19 protein-coding genes are annotated in these 15,571 nt (G+C 42.8%); 9 read left to right on the top strand and 10 right to left on the bottom strand.

Annotated elements, in window-relative coordinates:
• Positions 1 to 7 precede the first annotated feature (7 nt).
• The 9 genes from R2I63_RS02635 to R2I63_RS02595 form a co-directional block, all read right to left on the bottom strand.
• The gene (locus R2I63_RS02635) at positions 8 to 484 is read right to left on the bottom strand and encodes a queuosine precursor transporter (RefSeq protein ID WP_316358521.1); all 477 of its coding nucleotides are present in this window, start codon (positions 482 to 484) and stop codon (positions 8 to 10) included.
• The gene (locus R2I63_RS02630) at positions 370 to 648 is read right to left on the bottom strand and encodes a hypothetical protein (protein WP_316359834.1); all 279 of its coding nucleotides are present in this window, start codon (positions 646 to 648) and stop codon (positions 370 to 372) included. The genes R2I63_RS02635 and R2I63_RS02630 overlap by 115 nt, the downstream gene beginning before the upstream one ends.
• Positions 645 to 1,736 (bottom strand): mechanosensitive ion channel family protein, encoded by a 1,092-nt coding sequence (locus R2I63_RS02625; protein ID WP_316358519.1) that lies wholly within the window; start codon positions 1,734 to 1,736, stop codon positions 645 to 647. The genes R2I63_RS02630 and R2I63_RS02625 overlap by 4 nt, the downstream gene beginning before the upstream one ends.
• Entirely contained in the window at positions 1,737 to 2,066 is a 330-nt protein-coding gene (gene grxD / locus R2I63_RS02620; RefSeq protein ID WP_316358516.1) for a Grx4 family monothiol glutaredoxin, read from the bottom strand. It abuts the gene before it with no gap.
• A complete protein-coding gene (locus tag R2I63_RS02615; protein WP_316358513.1) occupies positions 2,045 to 2,296 on the bottom strand; it encodes a BolA family protein in 252 nt (83 codons plus the stop codon). The genes grxD and R2I63_RS02615 overlap by 22 nt, the downstream gene beginning before the upstream one ends.
• A 45-nt stretch (positions 2,297 to 2,341) precedes the next feature.
• Positions 2,342 to 2,833, bottom strand: coding sequence for an acyl-CoA thioesterase (locus tag R2I63_RS02610; protein WP_316358511.1), 492 nt, complete (start codon positions 2,831 to 2,833; stop codon positions 2,342 to 2,344).
• Between the two features lie 101 nt (positions 2,834 to 2,934).
• Complete coding sequence (locus tag R2I63_RS02605; protein ID WP_316358508.1) at positions 2,935 to 3,258, bottom strand: hypothetical protein; 324 nt, start codon at positions 3,256 to 3,258, stop codon at positions 2,935 to 2,937.
• Between the two features lie 64 nt (positions 3,259 to 3,322).
• Entirely contained in the window at positions 3,323 to 3,781 is a 459-nt protein-coding gene (locus tag R2I63_RS02600; protein ID WP_316358505.1) for an EVE domain-containing protein, read from the bottom strand.
• On the bottom strand, positions 3,756 to 4,682 hold the full coding sequence (locus tag R2I63_RS02595) for a hypothetical protein (protein WP_316358502.1): 927 nt from the start codon (positions 4,680 to 4,682) through the stop codon (positions 3,756 to 3,758). Before R2I63_RS02595 ends, R2I63_RS02600 begins: the two co-directional genes overlap by 26 nt.
• 169 nt (positions 4,683 to 4,851) lie before the next feature.
• Between R2I63_RS02595 and R2I63_RS02590 the strand changes: the two genes are divergently transcribed.
• Positions 4,852 to 5,826: a malate dehydrogenase gene (locus tag R2I63_RS02590; protein WP_316358500.1), complete on the top strand. Its 975-nt coding sequence runs from the start codon at positions 4,852 to 4,854 to the stop codon at positions 5,824 to 5,826.
• A gap of 9 nt (positions 5,827 to 5,835) precedes the next feature.
• Positions 5,836 to 6,990: a citrate (Si)-synthase gene (locus tag R2I63_RS02585; protein ID WP_316358497.1), complete on the top strand. Its 1,155-nt coding sequence runs from the start codon at positions 5,836 to 5,838 to the stop codon at positions 6,988 to 6,990.
• A gap of 79 nt (positions 6,991 to 7,069) precedes the next feature.
• Here R2I63_RS02585 and R2I63_RS02580 read toward each other — a convergent pair.
• A protein-coding gene (locus tag R2I63_RS02580; protein WP_316359715.1) for an IS5 family transposase occupies positions 7,070 to 7,806 on the bottom strand; the annotation gives its coding sequence in 2 pieces (ribosomal slippage) (positions 7,070 to 7,437 and positions 7,437 to 7,806; 738 coding nt in all).
• Positions 7,807 to 7,926: 120 nt separating this feature from the next.
• Between R2I63_RS02580 and R2I63_RS02575 the strand changes: the two genes are divergently transcribed.
• From R2I63_RS02575 to R2I63_RS02545, 7 genes are all read left to right on the top strand, one after another.
• Positions 7,927 to 8,754 (top strand): hypothetical protein, encoded by an 828-nt coding sequence (locus R2I63_RS02575; protein WP_316358494.1) that lies wholly within the window; start codon positions 7,927 to 7,929, stop codon positions 8,752 to 8,754.
• A complete protein-coding gene (locus R2I63_RS02570) occupies positions 8,751 to 9,731 on the top strand; it encodes an NAD(P)/FAD-dependent oxidoreductase (protein ID WP_316358493.1) in 981 nt (326 codons plus the stop codon). The genes R2I63_RS02575 and R2I63_RS02570 overlap by 4 nt, the downstream gene beginning before the upstream one ends.
• A complete protein-coding gene (locus R2I63_RS02565; RefSeq protein ID WP_316358491.1) occupies positions 9,728 to 10,489 on the top strand; it encodes an MBL fold metallo-hydrolase in 762 nt (253 codons plus the stop codon). Before R2I63_RS02570 ends, R2I63_RS02565 begins: the two co-directional genes overlap by 4 nt.
• A 159-nt stretch (positions 10,490 to 10,648) precedes the next feature.
• Positions 10,649 to 11,968: a GTPase HflX gene (gene hflX, locus R2I63_RS02560; protein ID WP_316358490.1), complete on the top strand. Its 1,320-nt coding sequence runs from the start codon at positions 10,649 to 10,651 to the stop codon at positions 11,966 to 11,968.
• Positions 11,943 to 12,641: a RadC family protein gene (radC, locus tag R2I63_RS02555; RefSeq protein WP_316358488.1), complete on the top strand. Its 699-nt coding sequence runs from the start codon at positions 11,943 to 11,945 to the stop codon at positions 12,639 to 12,641. The genes hflX and radC overlap by 26 nt, the downstream gene beginning before the upstream one ends.
• Before the next feature lie 129 nt (positions 12,642 to 12,770).
• Positions 12,771 to 13,865 carry an opioid growth factor receptor-related protein gene (locus tag R2I63_RS02550; protein ID WP_316358486.1) on the top strand — a complete coding sequence of 365 codons (1,095 nt, stop codon included), beginning with the start codon at positions 12,771 to 12,773 and terminating at the stop codon, positions 13,863 to 13,865.
• 202 nt (positions 13,866 to 14,067) lie between these two features.
• Positions 14,068 to 15,567, top strand: coding sequence for a hypothetical protein (locus R2I63_RS02545; protein ID WP_316358483.1), 1,500 nt, complete (start codon positions 14,068 to 14,070; stop codon positions 15,565 to 15,567).
• The last annotated feature ends 4 nt before the right edge of the window (positions 15,568 to 15,571 follow it).

Below are 15,571 nucleotides of genomic sequence, written 5' to 3'. Positions count from 1 at the left end.
CAACTTTTTAACAAAAAGAGTGAAAGGGGGCAATTGTAAAGATGATAACCACTTTGATAATGCAGCTTATCAAAATAATATCTTTAATGCTATGAACAATCCCATAGAGCGCAACAAAGCTGAAAAAGACTGTATCAAGAAACTGTGTTACTAAAGAGGCGAGAGCAAACGGGATAAAAAATGGAGTTTTGGGGAGTCTTTTTTTGATCCATCTAAAAAATTCCATATCATTTTTTTGAGTGATCAATGCGGACACAAAAGAGGTGAACATAATGCGTGGGACATATCCCAATATCGAGGCAAAAGCGCTGTGCATGGCATCATACTTTGAAGAGATATAGCGGATTTGAAATTGCGACATAATAATGACTAAAAAGAGGAGGAAACAGACAATTCCAAGCGCTTGATTCGCAACCTTTTTCCAAAGTAAACTTGAATCAAGCTCATCGAAAAAATAGATCCAACTGTATAGACTTCGCTGCATGTTACGTTGAGGCCAAAGCAGGTCATCTGTTTCATCGCAAAAAGGTTGGCTAAAACAATCTGAATTGCCAGAGTTGCTATAAGAGCATGTTTTCCAATCCTGAGAGCAATAAGAATAAAGCTTGCTAGAGCAGCAATATGAAAGAGAAAGGTGATTTCGCTCATTGTTTGAGTGCAACCCCTTCAGGGATATGCAATGTGGTTGTAGGAAAAGCGCACTCTGCGCCGTGGCTTTCAATAATTTCAATTGTTTTCAAATAGATATCCTGCTGCACGAGCATGTAATCGGCCCACTTGGTTGTCTTTGTAAAACAATAGATTAAGAAATTTAATGACGAAGGACCAAACTCATCGAAGCGAACCATCATAAAAGTTTTCTCGTCGATTCCTTCATGGTTTCGGATCATTTCCTCTGCTTCGGCAACGATTGCCGATATACTTTTCGCATCATCATAGCGAACGCCTACCCGTGTTTTAATACGCCTATGCGACATTCGAGAGGGATTTACGACTGAGATTGTTGAGAACACTCCATTTGGAACATAAATAGGGCGCCTTTCGAACGTTCGAATGCGTGTGAGTCGCCATCCAATATTTTCGACATATCCTTCAATCTCTCTATCTGGAGATTTGACCCAGTCTCCAACAGAAAAAGGGCGGTCCATGTAGATCATGAGACCTCCAAAAAAGTTTGCCAAGAGATCTTTTGCTGCCAAACCGACAATCAAACCTCCCGCACCACCAAAGGCTAGAACCGCGGAAATATTGACATTTCGTGTTTGTAAGTAGACCAATACAGCAATCATCACTGCAGCAACTCTTGAAATCTGGCAAATTGCGCGTACGGTTGTTTTGTCATACCGTTTTTTGTTTGACCGCTGTTCGCGTGTGTAATCGGCCTCCATATTCTTGATGAATCTTAACGTAAACCAAAGGCTAACAACAACAAAGCTAAAATTTCGGAACGGCTTAAACAGGTCAATGAGACTGTCCTTCTCAAAATGAAAAGCCAATAGCTGCACAGAAAAAGTGAGGCCTAACACCCAGATGATAATTTTAAGAGGGCGGATTAAAGACTTTAGTAGCGCCGAGTCCCAAGCCAGATGCGTCTTTTCTAGCCTGGGATAAATGCGCTTGTAAAAACGGGTAACAATAAAATGGGCAATGAGGGTCAGAGCGATAATAATTGCGATCGGAATAAGCCACCCTCGGTGCAGAAATATATCTGCGATCTCCGTCGCTTGCTCTTCCATTTATAATCTCTTGAGGAGTTTTTCGAGTTCGCCCTGTTCATGTAGCTGCATGACAATATCGCAGCCACCAATGAACTCTCCCTTGATATACAGTTGGGGAAGAGTTGGCCAATTTGAATAGGTTTTAATCCCCTGGCGAAGTTCATCATCTTCGAGAACATTACGCGTCTCAAAAGCAATTCCAAATCCGTTTAAGACCTCGACAACCTGTCCAGAAAAACCGCAGAGAGGCATGAGTTTCGAACCTTTCATAAACAAAATCACAGGGTGCGTCTCAATATCTTTTTTAATTCTTTCTTGCATTGTACTCACGGTTTTACTTTCTCCCATTCATCAGGGGTGTATGTTTTCAAACTCATCGCATGGAGTGACGAGCCAAACAGCCCAGTTAACGATCCCATCACAAGACGTTGTTGTTCGACCAAGCTCTTCCCTGCAAACTGAGATGCTATGACTATGGCGTCAAAATGAAGTCCATCTCCCTGAGGGTTTTTAAGTTCTACAGTTGCACCATCAAGGGTGTTTAAGATCGCGTCTTTAATTTCATTTGCTTCTATCATATGGGCGGCATTGTACCCCATGATCCTATACTAGCGCAAGTCGTATTAAAGTTTTCTTCGACTACTCAATTCTTTTTTGTAGGAGATGCGGTTGGATCGCCTGAGATCAGCTTCTTCAAACCGCCGCTTTTCAATCTCTGAAACTGGTAGAACAGGGGGAACTTTGGCAGGTTTCCCGTGGTCATCTAAAGCGACAAAAGTAAGGTAAGCTGAAACGATGTGTTTTCGATTCATTGTTGTTCGTTCTTCTGCCATAATTTTAACCCCAACTTCCATGGAGGTATTCCATGAACGATTAATTGAAGTTTTAAATATCAAATTATCTCCATGACCAGCAGGAGCGTGGAAAAGAATTGAATCGACCGATGCTGTTACGCAGATCCGCCCACTGTGTCGTTCAGCGACAATATGAGCTAGTCGATCGGCTTCCGCCATGATGAGCCCTCCAAAGACAGTTCCTTGGGCGTTCAAATCATTGGGAAAGATCCGGTAGGTATGATCGTGAATAGACGTATCTGATGGTTTCTTCCCTTCCATACTCCACCCAATAGCAGGGGGAGTTAGTTGAAGACAACCGTTTTGTGGCCATTTAGGATAACACGTTGCTCAATATGCCGTTTTACAGCTCTTGCAAGCACTTAACATTCAATATCTTGACCGATCTGAACCAGCTTTTTTTCTGTTTGGTCATGCCGTACCCGAATCGTTTCCTGATCGCAGTGGTTATGTTTAGAAACCATCAAAAGAATTTTTGGGCGGAAGTCTTTGTCATGAAGATCCCAGCTCATCTTAAATTGTTTAGCTATGGTGTCGAAAGCCTTGGCAATTTCCTCTTCAGGTGTTTCTATTGTTGTTTTAAAATAGATACGCATGAAAAACTGTCCTGTAGAGGGGGCACTATACTGGGATAGTTCTAGAATAAAGAGTCCTTTTTCTGTCAAGCCACCTGTGACAGCCGCCACAATCCCGACCTGGTCGGTGCAAGATAGGTTGAGGTGTATTGCTTTTTTTTCATCGCTCAGCGACCTAACATACTCCTAATTTTCTGATGAAGGTGAATTCTGCTTTTGTAGCTCTTTGAACGGATAGACGGGATCCTTTTTGGAGTAAAACCATCTCTTCAAGTTCTGGATAGCCCCTGAGCTCTTCTAGAGGAATTAGGCGAGAGAATTTTTCGACAAACTCTACATCGACCATCATCCAACGAGGATTATCGGGGCTTGATTTTGGATCAAAATATTTACTTTCGGGGTCCCAAGCAAAGAAATCAGGGTGGGCTTCTCTACACACCCTTGCAACTCCTACCACTCCAGGGGGTGTTGCATTCGAGTGATAGAAAAGGGCTAAATCACCCACCCTCATTTCATCTCGCATAAAGTTGCGTGCTTGGTAATTACGCACCCCTTCCCAATGATCTTGCTTCAACCTCTTTAGGTCATCAATCGAGTAAGTTGTGGGTTCACTTTTGATTAGCCAGTATCGCATCTTGGATCTCCGGTTGTCTAATAAGTTGGTCTTTCATGTCTAACGTGTTGTAATTAAACTTTTTAATAATTTTATTTGGGTTCTCGTCAATGCGCCTTATTGCACACAATCTTACATCGTCAATCTTGCTGCAGGCAGGCTCAAATTTTCTGAGGAATTTATTGAATGTCGTGCGAAGTTGATACTCGGGTGTTTCCTCTTTAAAAAACAATCGATTACGCTGGGATTCTTCTAGAAAGGACATTTTATCAATAGAAGGATAGTAAACTCCTCTGCGAATATGGAAGTAGAGCTGAACTAGAAACGAGTGTTTTACGGAATATGTCACCGCGCACTTGGGGCAATCTTCATTTGCAGGCCAAATTGCTTCCCAATGTTGTTCTCCAACATTTTCAAGAGCCTGATAGAGCTGCTCAGGTTCAGTTTTCAGCAATTCATTGAACTTTATGATGTGATCGCGCATCGCTTCGCTAGCCCAGGTTTTTTGAGCTCCAGGTTCATCGACGCCAGCAATAAGTTTTAGGATTTTCTTCCCTACAGCCCATGTTGATTTGTGAGTCCTTTCTAATGGGGTGTTTGGTGGTTCTAAAAAAGGAAGACATTTGAGAACACCCTCTTCGTCTTTTCTCATCCGCTTATCCATTGCATGAGCTGCAAATTTTACCAGAGTTCGGATGACAAGCTCTGGGATCACTGTGGCAATCGAAATAGCCACATCCAAGTAGTTTTTTCCTTGAATTGGATGAGATTCCCAAGCTGAGGTAGTTGGGGAATAGTTTTTCGCCAGACCAGTCAAAACATGAATCGGGCGAAGGATTAAGTTACTGAATGCTTCTAGCCTGCCTTGGTAATCAGGATCAATTGATGAAAAGTAAAAAAGATAGGGGTCTGCAATTTTCATGAACGAAGTCTTAACAAAAGAAAAATTTTATGCCCAGAAATATTAGTCTGCACTAACAAAGAGTTCTCTAACATCTGAAAAGCTAATCTCAACCAGTGGAAGAAAAGGGGTTGAGGAATATGCCAATAAACCTTTTAATGGGTGTTTGAAATGAATGGAGAAAGTACTGATGGTTAAGCGAATTGCAGTAACTGGTGGCGGTGGACAAATTGCCTATAGCCTCCTCTTTCGAATTGCGAGTGGAGAACTTTTTGGAAAGGATGAACCGATTGCTTTAAATATCTTGGAGATTCCTCAAGGAGTCGAAGCTCTTAAAGGGGTTGTCATGGAACTTGAAGATTGCGGTTTTCCTCATCTCAAAGAGGTGAAAATAGGAAGTGACCCTGAAGAGGTATTTGGAGACGTCAATGTTGCCATTCTAGTGGGATCAAAACCCCGAGGACCTGGAATGGAGCGAAAAGATCTGCTGGAGGAAAACGGAAAGATTTTTGTGGGGCAAGGGAAGGCACTTAATGACGCTGCGGCAAAGGATGTAACAGTTTTTGTTGTGGGAAACCCGTGCAATACAAATTGCCTTATTGCGATGCACAACGCTCCTAATATCCCTCGGTGTCAATTTCATGCGATGACTCGACTTGATCAGAACCGCGCTCAGTATCAACTTGCTAAAAAAGCCGGGGTAAATGTCAACAAAGTTGAAGATATTGTGATTTGGGGGAATCATTCTGCAACTCAGGTTCCTGACTTTATCAATGCTAGAATTGGGGGAAAGAAGGCAATGGATGCTATTAAGGATCGCCCATGGCTTGAAGGGGAATTTATGCAAACAGTCCAGAAGAGAGGAGCTGCGGTTATTGCTGCTCGTGGAAAATCTTCTGCTGCATCTGCTGCCAACGCTATTTTAGATGGTGTGCATGCTATTTTTAATCCGGGACCGACTTTTTCTTCTTGCATATGTTCAGATGGAAATCCTTACGGAGTTCAGGAAGGGTTGATCTTCTCCTTTCCTTGCGCTATGACAAGTCCTGGACAAGTTAAAGTTGTTGATGGGTTTGAAAGGGACGCTTTTCTGAAGAAGAAGATTGCCCTTACAGAAAAAGAATTGTTAGAAGAAAGAGATGCTGTTAGCCATCTCCTCAAATAAGGTGAAGTTATGGACGATGTCCTTTTCCAGGTGACCAAAGATCAACTCGAAACCGGGATGCGGGGGTACCCAGTAGGGTATTGCATGACATCTTCAGTCGATCCCATTAAAGGGCTTTTTTACTGTGGGCGACCTATTTCTGAGCTCTATAAATGGGAGCCGGAGCGTATCTTATATCTTCTGCTTCACGGAAAAGAGGGGAGTTCCTCAGATATTTCAACCTTTAGTGGAGAATTAAAAAATAGGGCCCACTGTTCAAGTGCTGTGATTAAGCACATTGAATCCCTTCCAAGGCAGGGGCACCCAATGAAGCTTTTTAACGCAGCCCTCCTTGTTCTTGGAATGCTCGAAGGGCAGGGGAATTATAAAGAGGACTGCATGAATCTCATTGCAAAACTTCCTCATTTAGTTGCTGCTGTGGTCAATTATCATGCTGGCTGGGGTGAAACACCTCCTCCAAGCGGCGAGCTGGGCTACATGGAAAGCTTTGCTCGCATGCTTAATGTCCCAAATAGTGATAAAACGCATTTAGCGGAGGTCTTCCGTCTTTTCAATATTCTTCATTACGACCATGGAGGTGGGAATCTTTCCTGTTTTGTCGGGAAGGCCATCGCCTCTGGGCTGGAAGAAATGTACGGATCGATCTGTGGAGCAATGTGCGCTCTTGCAGGTCCCCGTCACGGAAAGGCAAACCAGGATTGTTTGACCTTTGTACGCAGTATTCTTGATGAGGTGGGAGAAAATGCTTCAGCCTCTGATGTGGAGAATTTGATCCGAAAACGACTTGAGGCTAAAGAGCTTGTTTTTGGATTTGGCCATGCTGTTCTCCGCGCTGAAGATGCTCGAGCGACAATTTTCTACGATTATGCTCAGGAGCACTTTGCCGATCACCCTCTTGTAAAGATCGCTATGCTTCTCCGAACAGAAGGGCTCAAAGTCTTGAAGGAAAATCCCAAGATCTCGAATCCCTATCCCAATGTTGACGCGATGTCAGGAACAATCCTAACTGCTGCTGGTTTCCCCCATCCTGAGTACTATACCGTGCTTTTCGGCCTGTCACGCTCCGTCGGAATTGCCATTCAGACTGTTTACGAAAGACTAGAAGCTAGAGGTGGTAAGGGGACTCCTATTGTTCGACCTCGCTACCTTTATAAGGGGCCTTAGGTTGTGTCGTCACGAGTTGCTGGTCTCTTTTTATACGTTAAGGTTTTGCTAAAACCTCTAATTGCTCTAGATAGTGTCGTCATGAGATAGAAGCCCAAAGAGCGATACAACGAATTTGCACTGCAGCTATGAATGAAGCTGTGTTTTTGGCATATCGAGTGGCTATTCCACGCCATCGTTTTAGGTGGAGAAAAGCATTTTCTACAAGGTGTCGAAGCTTATATAGTTCTTTATCAAATTCTCTCCATTTTTTGCGATTTAACCTCAGAGGAATGACTGGATTTATGCCCTGACTCTCGGCTTGCAATATAATTGCGTCACTATCATAAGCTTTATCGGCGAGCAAATGCTCTGCTGAAATACCTTGGATCAAGAAATTTGCTTGAGTACTGTCATGAGTGGTATCATGCGCATCCACGGCCAAGTGTATTTTTGTGTTAAGCCCCTTTTTGTCCGACTCATGTCTTGATTACTGCCTTTAGCTCCCGATGCATGAGGGTGCCCCTTAATATGGATCGCATCTATCATGAGCCATTCATAGTCAGGATCTTCCACTAAACATTCAAGCAACGCTTCCCAAATTCCAGCATCCCGCCAACGACAAAAGCGACGGTGAGTGTTTTTCCAATCTCCATAATCAGGTGGTAAGTCTCTCCAAGGAGAGCCTGTTCGAAGAATCCAGAAAACAGCGTTAATGAACAGACGGTTATCTTTTGCTACGGCGCCCCAACCCCCTTTTCGACCTGGCAGGTGAGGAGCTAACAATTCCCAGACTTTATCTGAAATATCGTGGCGACGATGCGATGCTTTTCCCATAGAAAATTCCTTTGTTGCATTGGTATAAGACAGCAAAGTATATCAAATTCAAAATTTCTTGACGACACTATCTAGAACCTTAGGTTTGAATTATTCTTTTGAGTCTGTTAGAGTGATCTCATGACATTTGAAGATATTGAGCACATTTTTAACCGCGCCCTCCGCTTTTCTTTTTCGAAAAAGAAGCTCTTCTTTATGTTTCCTGTCTTGGTTATATGTGGACTTATGCTTGTCTTCTGCCGAGCCTTAGCAGTTAATGCGGGGCAATGGGTGGTTCTTAGTTTAACCTTTTTACCGGTATTTTTGTCCTCGGGGCTACTTCTTGCAGCAGGCGTTGTTTTAGCGCGGGTGTATCATCATGAAGTGAAGATGATTCCCCTTAGATTTAAGAAGATTTTATCGCAATCATGGGAGCTTCTTATTGGCGTTTCATATTTGACCTTTCCTCTTCTTTTAGCGTATTTGTTTCTTTGGATGGTCATGGGAATCTTCTATTTGCTGAAAGAGATTCCTGGACTTGGAGATGTACTTGGCGTGATTTTGGCCTTTGGACCTTTTTTGCTCGTTTTAGGTTCGCTGGTTCTGTCCTTTTTTAATTTGTTTTTACTCTTCTTTGCGACTCCACACATTGCTTTAAATTCGCGATTAAAGCTCAAGCTTGCTGAAGATATTTATTGTCGCTTCAAGGAAAATCTTTTTTCAAATCTTGCTCTCTTCTTGTTAGGGCTTGTTCCTCTTCTATTGGGAGTGGGGATCCTCTCTCTTGCTGCATTCTTAACAGGTGTCAACTTTTTTATGCACACGGAGACGTTGGCAATTGCCCTCCAATGGTTTTTTGTCATGATTCCCTTTTGCGCAATGCTTACTCCAGGAATTCTTTTCTTTTTTAATTTTGCCGTTGAGAGTTATGCTCTAGTGCAGAAGAAATATCCTAAGATGACTGCATGAAAAAAATTGCTATTATTGGCGCTGGCTTTTCTGGTCTAGGCGCTTGCTACCACCTCCTGCAAATGGGGGGAGATATTACTGTTTTTGATGGGAAAGGAGTTGGAGGTGGCGCCTCTGGTGTAGCCTCAGGATTGCTTCATCCCTACCCTGGAGAAACAGCACGTCTTTCTTGGAAAGGTGAAGAGGGGCTTGCTGCAACAAATGAGCTCTTGAAGATTGTGGGGCCAGATGTTTACAAAAAGACAGGGATCCTAAGATTTGCACTTACAGAAAAGCAAGAAAAAGCTTTTAAAGAGCGGGCAGAAGAGCGAGAAGATGTCGAATGGTGGAGCGCTGAAAAGTGTCACGCTTTTGCTCCAGGAAGTCATTACCTCCCTGGTATCTTTATTCGCTCTGGAATCACCGTTCACGCAAGCCTTTACTTAAAGGGGCTCTGGAAGGTATGTGAAGAGCAAGGAGCGCGTCTTGTAAAACAAAACGTTTACCTCTCTGATCTAAGGGGATTTAATCAGGTGGTTCTAGCTTCTGGAGGGGGTGTGCGTGCGTTTGAAGCAGGAAAATCTCTTGATCTGAGGTTTAACAAAGGGCAGATTCTTGTGTGTCAAAAACCCAAGTACTGGAAAAAAGCATCAAGTGTTATTGGAAAAGGGTATCTTGCCATGAGTGAAAGGGAAGACAGGTGCTATCTAGGATCGACGTATGAGCGGGACTATATGACGGAGCAGCCTTGCTTGGGAACTGCGGTGGATTTGATTTTGAAACAGATTGGGAAGTTTATTCCCGCGACCGGAGCTTTTAAAGTTGAAGGGTGTCATGCAGATATCCGAGTATCAAATCGCAAAAACTATCACCCTATCGCTCAAAAGTTGGATAAAAATCTTTTTGTCCTTACTGCAATGGGGTCAAGAGGGCTCCTTTACCACAGTTACTTAGGAAAGGCCTTAGCAGAAACTATGATGGAAGAGGTACTAGTTTGAAACTTCTTTTTTTGGGGTCAGGTGGGTCGATGGGGATTCCTGTGATCGGATGCTCATGCGAAACTTGCACGTCTTCAGATAGAAAGAACAAGAGATATCGTCCTTCAGTGCTTTTGACTAAGGGAGAGAAGCGATTTTTGATAGACATCGGTCCCGACTATCGCACCCAAGCGCTTAAGTACGGAGTAGACACCCTTGATGGTTTGATCGTAACCCATTCCCACTATGACCACATCGCAGGACTTGATGAACTTCGGATCTACACATTTCGTCAAAAAAAACCTGTTCCCTGCTTGCTTTCTCGAGAAACCTATGAAGAGCTAAAAGTCCGTTATCACTATTTTTTACCTAAGGATTCTGTTCACGATACAAAATGTAAGTTCTCGATTCTTGATGAGGAGAATGGAAAAACAGTGTTTCAAGGATTGGATGTGGAGTATTTTTCTTATGTTCAGATAGGAATGAAGGTGAATGGGTTTCGCTTTAACAACCTTGCCTATGTTACCGATATTATGGAATATGACGAGTCGATTTTTGATTCTTTAAAAGGATTGGACATACTAATATTGAGTGGAAGGCGATGGGAGAAATCGGTTGCGCACTTAAGCATCGATGAGGGAATCGACTTTGCAAAAAAAACAGGTGCAAAAAAAATATATTTTACGCACATTTCTCATGAAATAGAACATGAAAAAGACTCTAGGGACCTTCCTGAAGGTTTTTTTCTTGCATACGATGGACTTGAAATCGATTTATGAACCTACCCTACTATTATAAACGACACCCTTTTGGGTCTTTGTTACCAGAATTTGATCCCTCTTTTTACCCTACTTTACTAAGTGGGGCGTGCAAAGAGGGATCAAATTCTGAAAAAAAATACTTCAAAATTCTGGCATTTATAATAGTGGGATAGTTTCATGAAAGAAGATAAACTCTACGAAGATATTAAGTATGAAATTAGCGACTTAAAAACGGCTTTGATTGCAGGCGGTTATGATCGAGCGCGAGATTTGCCCCTTTGCAAAGAGCATCTTGATGAGCTTGCGTCCCTTGCTTATACTTATGGTTTTGAAGTTGTAGGGAATGAACCGTGTTCGATCCGGTCTATTGACGCAGCCCTTTTTTTTGGAAAAGGAAAAGTTGAAGAGCTTCGAGTAAAAGCGGAAGAGCTAAATGCTGACGTGATAATATTTGATAATGAAATTTCTCCCAACCAACAACGTAATCTCGAAAGAATTTTTAAGAAACCTGTGATTGACAGGACAGAGCTTATCTTAGAAATTTTTTCGCAAAGAGCTCAAACAAAAGAGGCGATGTTGCAGGTAGAACTTGCGCGAAGCCACTACCAACTCCCAAGGCTTAAACGACTGTGGACTCACCTCTCTAGACAATCCTCTGGAGGTGGAGGCTTTCTAAAAGGGGAGGGGGAACGACAGATTGAATTAGATAGGCGTCTCGTTCGCAAGAGAATCACGCGTCTCAGAAAAGAAATTGAAGAGGTGCGTCATCAGCGTGAAGTGCAGCGCCGTGCGCGGAATCGTTCGGGGGTTCCGACCTTTTCTATTATTGGATATACCAATGTAGGGAAATCTACCCTTCTTCGCGCTCTCACGGACGCGGAAGTCCTCGTGGAGGACAAGCTTTTCGCGACACTTGATACAACAACCCGAAAGTTTGCTCTTCCCAATCATCAAGACGTCCTTTTGATCGATACTGTTGGGTTCATTAGAAAAATTCCTCATACGCTTGTTGCTGCCTTTAAAAGCACCCTTGAAGAAGCGGTTTTGGCCGATATTTTGCTTCACCTCATCGATGTGAACCATCCTCTTGCAGAAGAGCATGCGGAGTCGACTTACGAAGTCCTAAAGGAGCTAAGCACTGAAAAAAAACCGATCATCACCGTTTTAAATAAGGTTGATGCTCTTGAAAACAAAGCGCTTGTTGCCCGCTTTAAGCTAAAGTATCCCCGTGTGGTTGCGATCTCAGCGCTCACAGGAGATGGGTTTGATGAGCTTTTGCAGATGATGATGGATGTTCTCAAAGACTTGCGGAAAGTTGTAAGTCTTCGTATTCCTCAAAAAGACTATGCTCTTGTCAGTGAACTTATGCAAGAAGGGAGAGTCGTTCATCAAGACTATGAAGGGAATGATGTACTTATCGAAATTGAAATTCCAGCTCATCTAGAGCATAAGGTGCGGGAGTATATCGAAGATGACAGCACTTGCTCAAATTCCTAAAGAAGAGCGCCCTCGTGAGCGTCTTCTTCAACAGGGAAGTGACGCCCTTTCACTTACCGAGCTTCTTGCAATCTGTTTAGGAAGTGGCAGGCGCGGTGTTTCCGTAATTCGTCTTGCCGAAGAACTCCTTGCGCGTTTTGGGAGCCTATCAAACCTCTTTGAAGCCTCCGTTCAAGCTCTCATAGAAGTAAAAGGAATTGGAATAGCCAAAGCGGTTCAGCTTAAAGCAACTTTTGCCCTTGCTAAACGGATTAACTATCTTGCCTATCGCCCTAAATACCCTGTCTATGGTCCAGATGACCTCCACGCCTATATTGGTCCAAAACTTCGTGATAAAAAACAAGAATGTGTTGCCATTATGCTCCGTGATGCGCAAGGAAACCTCTTTCATGATGAAATTCTTGGTATCGGAACCCTCACTCAGGTGATTATCCACCCCCGAGAGGTTTTTCACAATGCCCTCTGCCGCCGTGCTGCGAGCCTCGCTCTTGCTCACAACCATCCTAGTGGTGACTCTTCCCCCTCAGTGGCTGATATTGAGCTCACTAAACTTCTTGCCACTTCTGGGCGTCTTCTAGGCATTCCCCTTGATGACCACCTTATCATCGGTAGCTCCAGCTACACCTCTCTCTGGAAGGAGGGAATCATTAAATCTAACGGATACACCTCCTGAACTCGTAGAAAGTCTAAGTTGTTTATTTTAAGATTTCTGAGGTTTAGTAACAAAACCTATTTATAAAATATTGATTATGATATAATTATACTTAACATATTAATGGAGTAAGGAAGGGTGTGTGCTAAAATGAGCGATGCAATTCGGTGCTCAAATATCATAAAACAGGTAAACAACCACGGAAATGAAGGTGGCCTTCTTACCAGTGACATTGGTTTGGAAAATGGTGTGACATCGCGATCATGTTGTTTTTGCTTAGATCGTCTTTGGTCATGGATAAAGGGCGTGAGCTTCGACAAAAATGAAGTGGCTAAGTCTATCAATACAGCCTTTCAAGGTGTAAATTTGAGTCGTTTGCAAGTCTCCAAAGAAGAATTAAACCTCTTTTGTCAAAATCTTAATCAATTAGGTGTTACCTTTGCCAAAGGTCGCAGATTTGATCAAAGCCTAATGGGAGTTATATCTGCAACGGGTACGCATGTTTTCCAAAAAAAACCAACTAGGCAAACCCCTTGTGTGAGGAATACACCCCAAAAAAACTTAACTGGACATATGGGGGGAACTTCAGCGGCACGCCCATCTTTTAGAAGCCCTGTCGTACATAGGGTGCCCTCAGAAACAACTCCGTTGCGAGACTGTCGCAGTCAGTCTCACTCACCACAGGTTAGCAGAAGAGGAGTCGTAGCGTCAGGAGAGGCTAAAAAGTCTCGAGCCTTTCTTGCATTCTATCGCAATGAAGAAAAAGGTAAGAATGGGTTTTCGATTGATGGGATTCTAAGGTTCAAAGAATCTGAAGTTGAAAGACATCACAATTTTATTCAGTGGATCTTCCCTACATACAGTCAGAGTGGATTCTGTAGCTATGCACCAACTCTAAACAGAGAAATTGTGCAGGCATTTAAGACGGATGGAAATCTTTGTTCTAAACAAAAGCAAGCTTTAGCTCTCATGCTTGATCATTATGGACTGCAGCTCGATTCTCGGACAGATAAAATTTCAATTAATCCTAGTAAGTTTGCAGCAAAAAAAGGGAACTTTTTCATCAACGGTTCACACAACCTTTTAAGGATCTCGAGGATTCTTTCGAGCTTGACGATCCTTGGTCAGCCTGAGCTTGCTGTGGAGTTCTACAATTGCCTAAAGATGCTTTCTGAGGGTCCTGAGCCAAGGCTCAAAGATACCTTGAAAAGATACTGGCATCCTGTTGTAAGAAGATATCTTTAATTATATAACCCATAATCTATTTAACATCAATAGTTTATATTTAATTTAGCGGAAAGAGTAGAGGAGTCTAAGTGTCTTTCTGCTTATCTTAAAACACTAAATAATTTATTACAAGATACTTAAGACTTTGTAATGAATTTGTAAATAAATGTATATTTATGTTATAATTTACTTATAAAAAGAATTTAAGGGAACTAAGAATATGAGCGATGCAGTTCGGTGCTCAAATATTATAAAGCAAGTAAACGACCACGCAAAAAGTGGCCCTCTATTTACAAGCGATATTGGCTTGGAGACGGGTGTTAAAACACGATCATGTTGTTTTTGCTTAGATCGCCTTTGGTCATGGATAAAGGGAGTGAGCTTTGACAAGAATGAAGTGGCTGAGTCTATCAATACAGCTTTTCAAGGTGTAAACTTTAGCCATTTGAACGTCTCCAAAGAAGAATTAAAACTCTTTTCTCAGAACTTAGTTCAACTGAACTCAAAATTTAGCAAGGGTAGTCAATTTGATCAAAAACTTGGGAGCGTTATAGCCTCAGTAGGAACTCACGTTCTCCAAAAAAAGACAACTCGGCAAGAATTGCTTACTCCTAAGGCTGCGACTCAAAGAACAACAGTCAGAACCGGACATATGGATGGGGCATCAGCAGCGCGTTCCGATTTGCGAGGACCTACTCTGAGTTCGTCGTCTATGCATACTTCATTTTCACCCATAAGGACGCCACTTCTAAGCCAGTCAAAAGCTCCAGTTCACGTGAAAGGGGGGGGGGCTACAGGACTTAGAGGGATTCCAAACCACTCATCGAATTGTTTTGCGATTTCAGCCTATCAAATGGTTAAAAGTAATCCAGCTTTATACGATGCTATTTTCAATGCGCCGTCATTCAAGCGAGACAAGCGCTTTGATGCTTTGCGAGAATTTGACCGCAAGTATGATTCAGGAATTCAATTAACAACAGCTGATATGCAAAAAGTAAGAACAGAGTGTTTAACACAGTTTCATATTCCGTCTCATGAACACCAAGATGCTTATGAAGTGTTAACTTTAGCGTTATTTGACCACCTTACTCCTACAAGTGCGATTCGAAGCACGGCTATCTATGAGTTCACAGTTGCTCCGGATAGGGTAGATGCAGCTCTTCGTGGGATGGATGGCGTGCAGGTAATAGATCGCACGTTGAGACCAGGGACTGGGCCCTTTTCATCAGATCAAGTGACCGTGCGTGTTCGCAGAAACTTTAAAACGGATCCGGTATCGTCACTTGCGATTACTTTAGACCGAGCTCCGTCTGGAGCCAGTTTGGAAGAAGCAATTGTCCGTGATCTATCTGAGGGTAGAGGCGATACCTTTAATCTGTCTCCAACGATTACTGGAAGACAAACAGAAAAGCAAGTCACTTTCACACCTGGAAGAGAAGTGACAATTGCTTTAAAACGCTTCGATAATCACGGCAATAAAATTTCTAAACAAGTGTCAGTTCCAAATGGTCAAGTCCAACTAGGAGAGGGTGGACCCCATACAGTGAAAGGTTTCATCGTTCATTTGGGTCAAACTAGACGTTATGGTCACTATGTCGAGTATCAGAAAGTCGGAGATCAGTGGTACCTAAATGATGACCGTAGTTCGGACCCAGTTTCGACAGCGGCAGCACTTAACGCAATGCGGGATGCCTACGTTCTTTATGCTGAAAGAGCCTAAGCTT

The sequence above is a fragment of the Candidatus Neptunochlamydia sp. REUL1 genome, assembly GCF_963457595.1.
GTDB lineage: Bacteria > Chlamydiota > Chlamydiia > Chlamydiales > Simkaniaceae > Neptunichlamydia.
This window is presented reverse-complemented; position numbering and strand designations above follow the sequence as displayed.

Coding starts and splice junctions, on each gene's coding strand:
- R2I63_RS02635 (WP_316358521.1), bottom strand. CDS start 484: ATGCAGCGAAGTCTATACAGTTGGATCTATTTTTTCGATGAGCTTGAT.
- R2I63_RS02570 (WP_316358493.1), top strand. CDS start 8,751: ATGAAAAAAATTGCTATTATTGGCGCTGGCTTTTCTGGTCTAGGCGCT.
- hflX (WP_316358490.1), top strand. CDS start 10,649: ATGAAAGAAGATAAACTCTACGAAGATATTAAGTATGAAATTAGCGAC.
- R2I63_RS02590 (WP_316358500.1), top strand. CDS start 4,852: ATGGTTAAGCGAATTGCAGTAACTGGTGGCGGTGGACAAATTGCCTAT.
- R2I63_RS02575 (WP_316358494.1), top strand. CDS start 7,927: ATGACATTTGAAGATATTGAGCACATTTTTAACCGCGCCCTCCGCTTT.
- grxD (WP_316358516.1), bottom strand. CDS start 2,066: ATGGGAGAAAGTAAAACCGTGAGTACAATGCAAGAAAGAATTAAAAAA.
- R2I63_RS02545 (WP_316358483.1), top strand. CDS start 14,068: ATGAGCGATGCAGTTCGGTGCTCAAATATTATAAAGCAAGTAAACGAC.
- R2I63_RS02610 (WP_316358511.1), bottom strand. CDS start 2,833: ATGGAAGGGAAGAAACCATCAGATACGTCTATTCACGATCATACCTAC.
- radC (WP_316358488.1), top strand. CDS start 11,943: ATGACAGCACTTGCTCAAATTCCTAAAGAAGAGCGCCCTCGTGAGCGT.
- R2I63_RS02615 (WP_316358513.1), bottom strand. CDS start 2,296: ATGATAGAAGCAAATGAAATTAAAGACGCGATCTTAAACACCCTTGAT.
- R2I63_RS02600 (WP_316358505.1), bottom strand. CDS start 3,781: ATGCGATACTGGCTAATCAAAAGTGAACCCACAACTTACTCGATTGAT.
- R2I63_RS02630 (WP_316359834.1), bottom strand. CDS start 648: ATGAGCGAAATCACCTTTCTCTTTCATATTGCTGCTCTAGCAAGCTTT.
- R2I63_RS02625 (WP_316358519.1), bottom strand. CDS start 1,736: ATGGAAGAGCAAGCGACGGAGATCGCAGATATATTTCTGCACCGAGGG.
- R2I63_RS02585 (WP_316358497.1), top strand. CDS start 5,836: ATGGACGATGTCCTTTTCCAGGTGACCAAAGATCAACTCGAAACCGGG.
- R2I63_RS02550 (WP_316358486.1), top strand. CDS start 12,771: ATGAGCGATGCAATTCGGTGCTCAAATATCATAAAACAGGTAAACAAC.
- R2I63_RS02595 (WP_316358502.1), bottom strand. CDS start 4,682: ATGAAAATTGCAGACCCCTATCTTTTTTACTTTTCATCAATTGATCCT.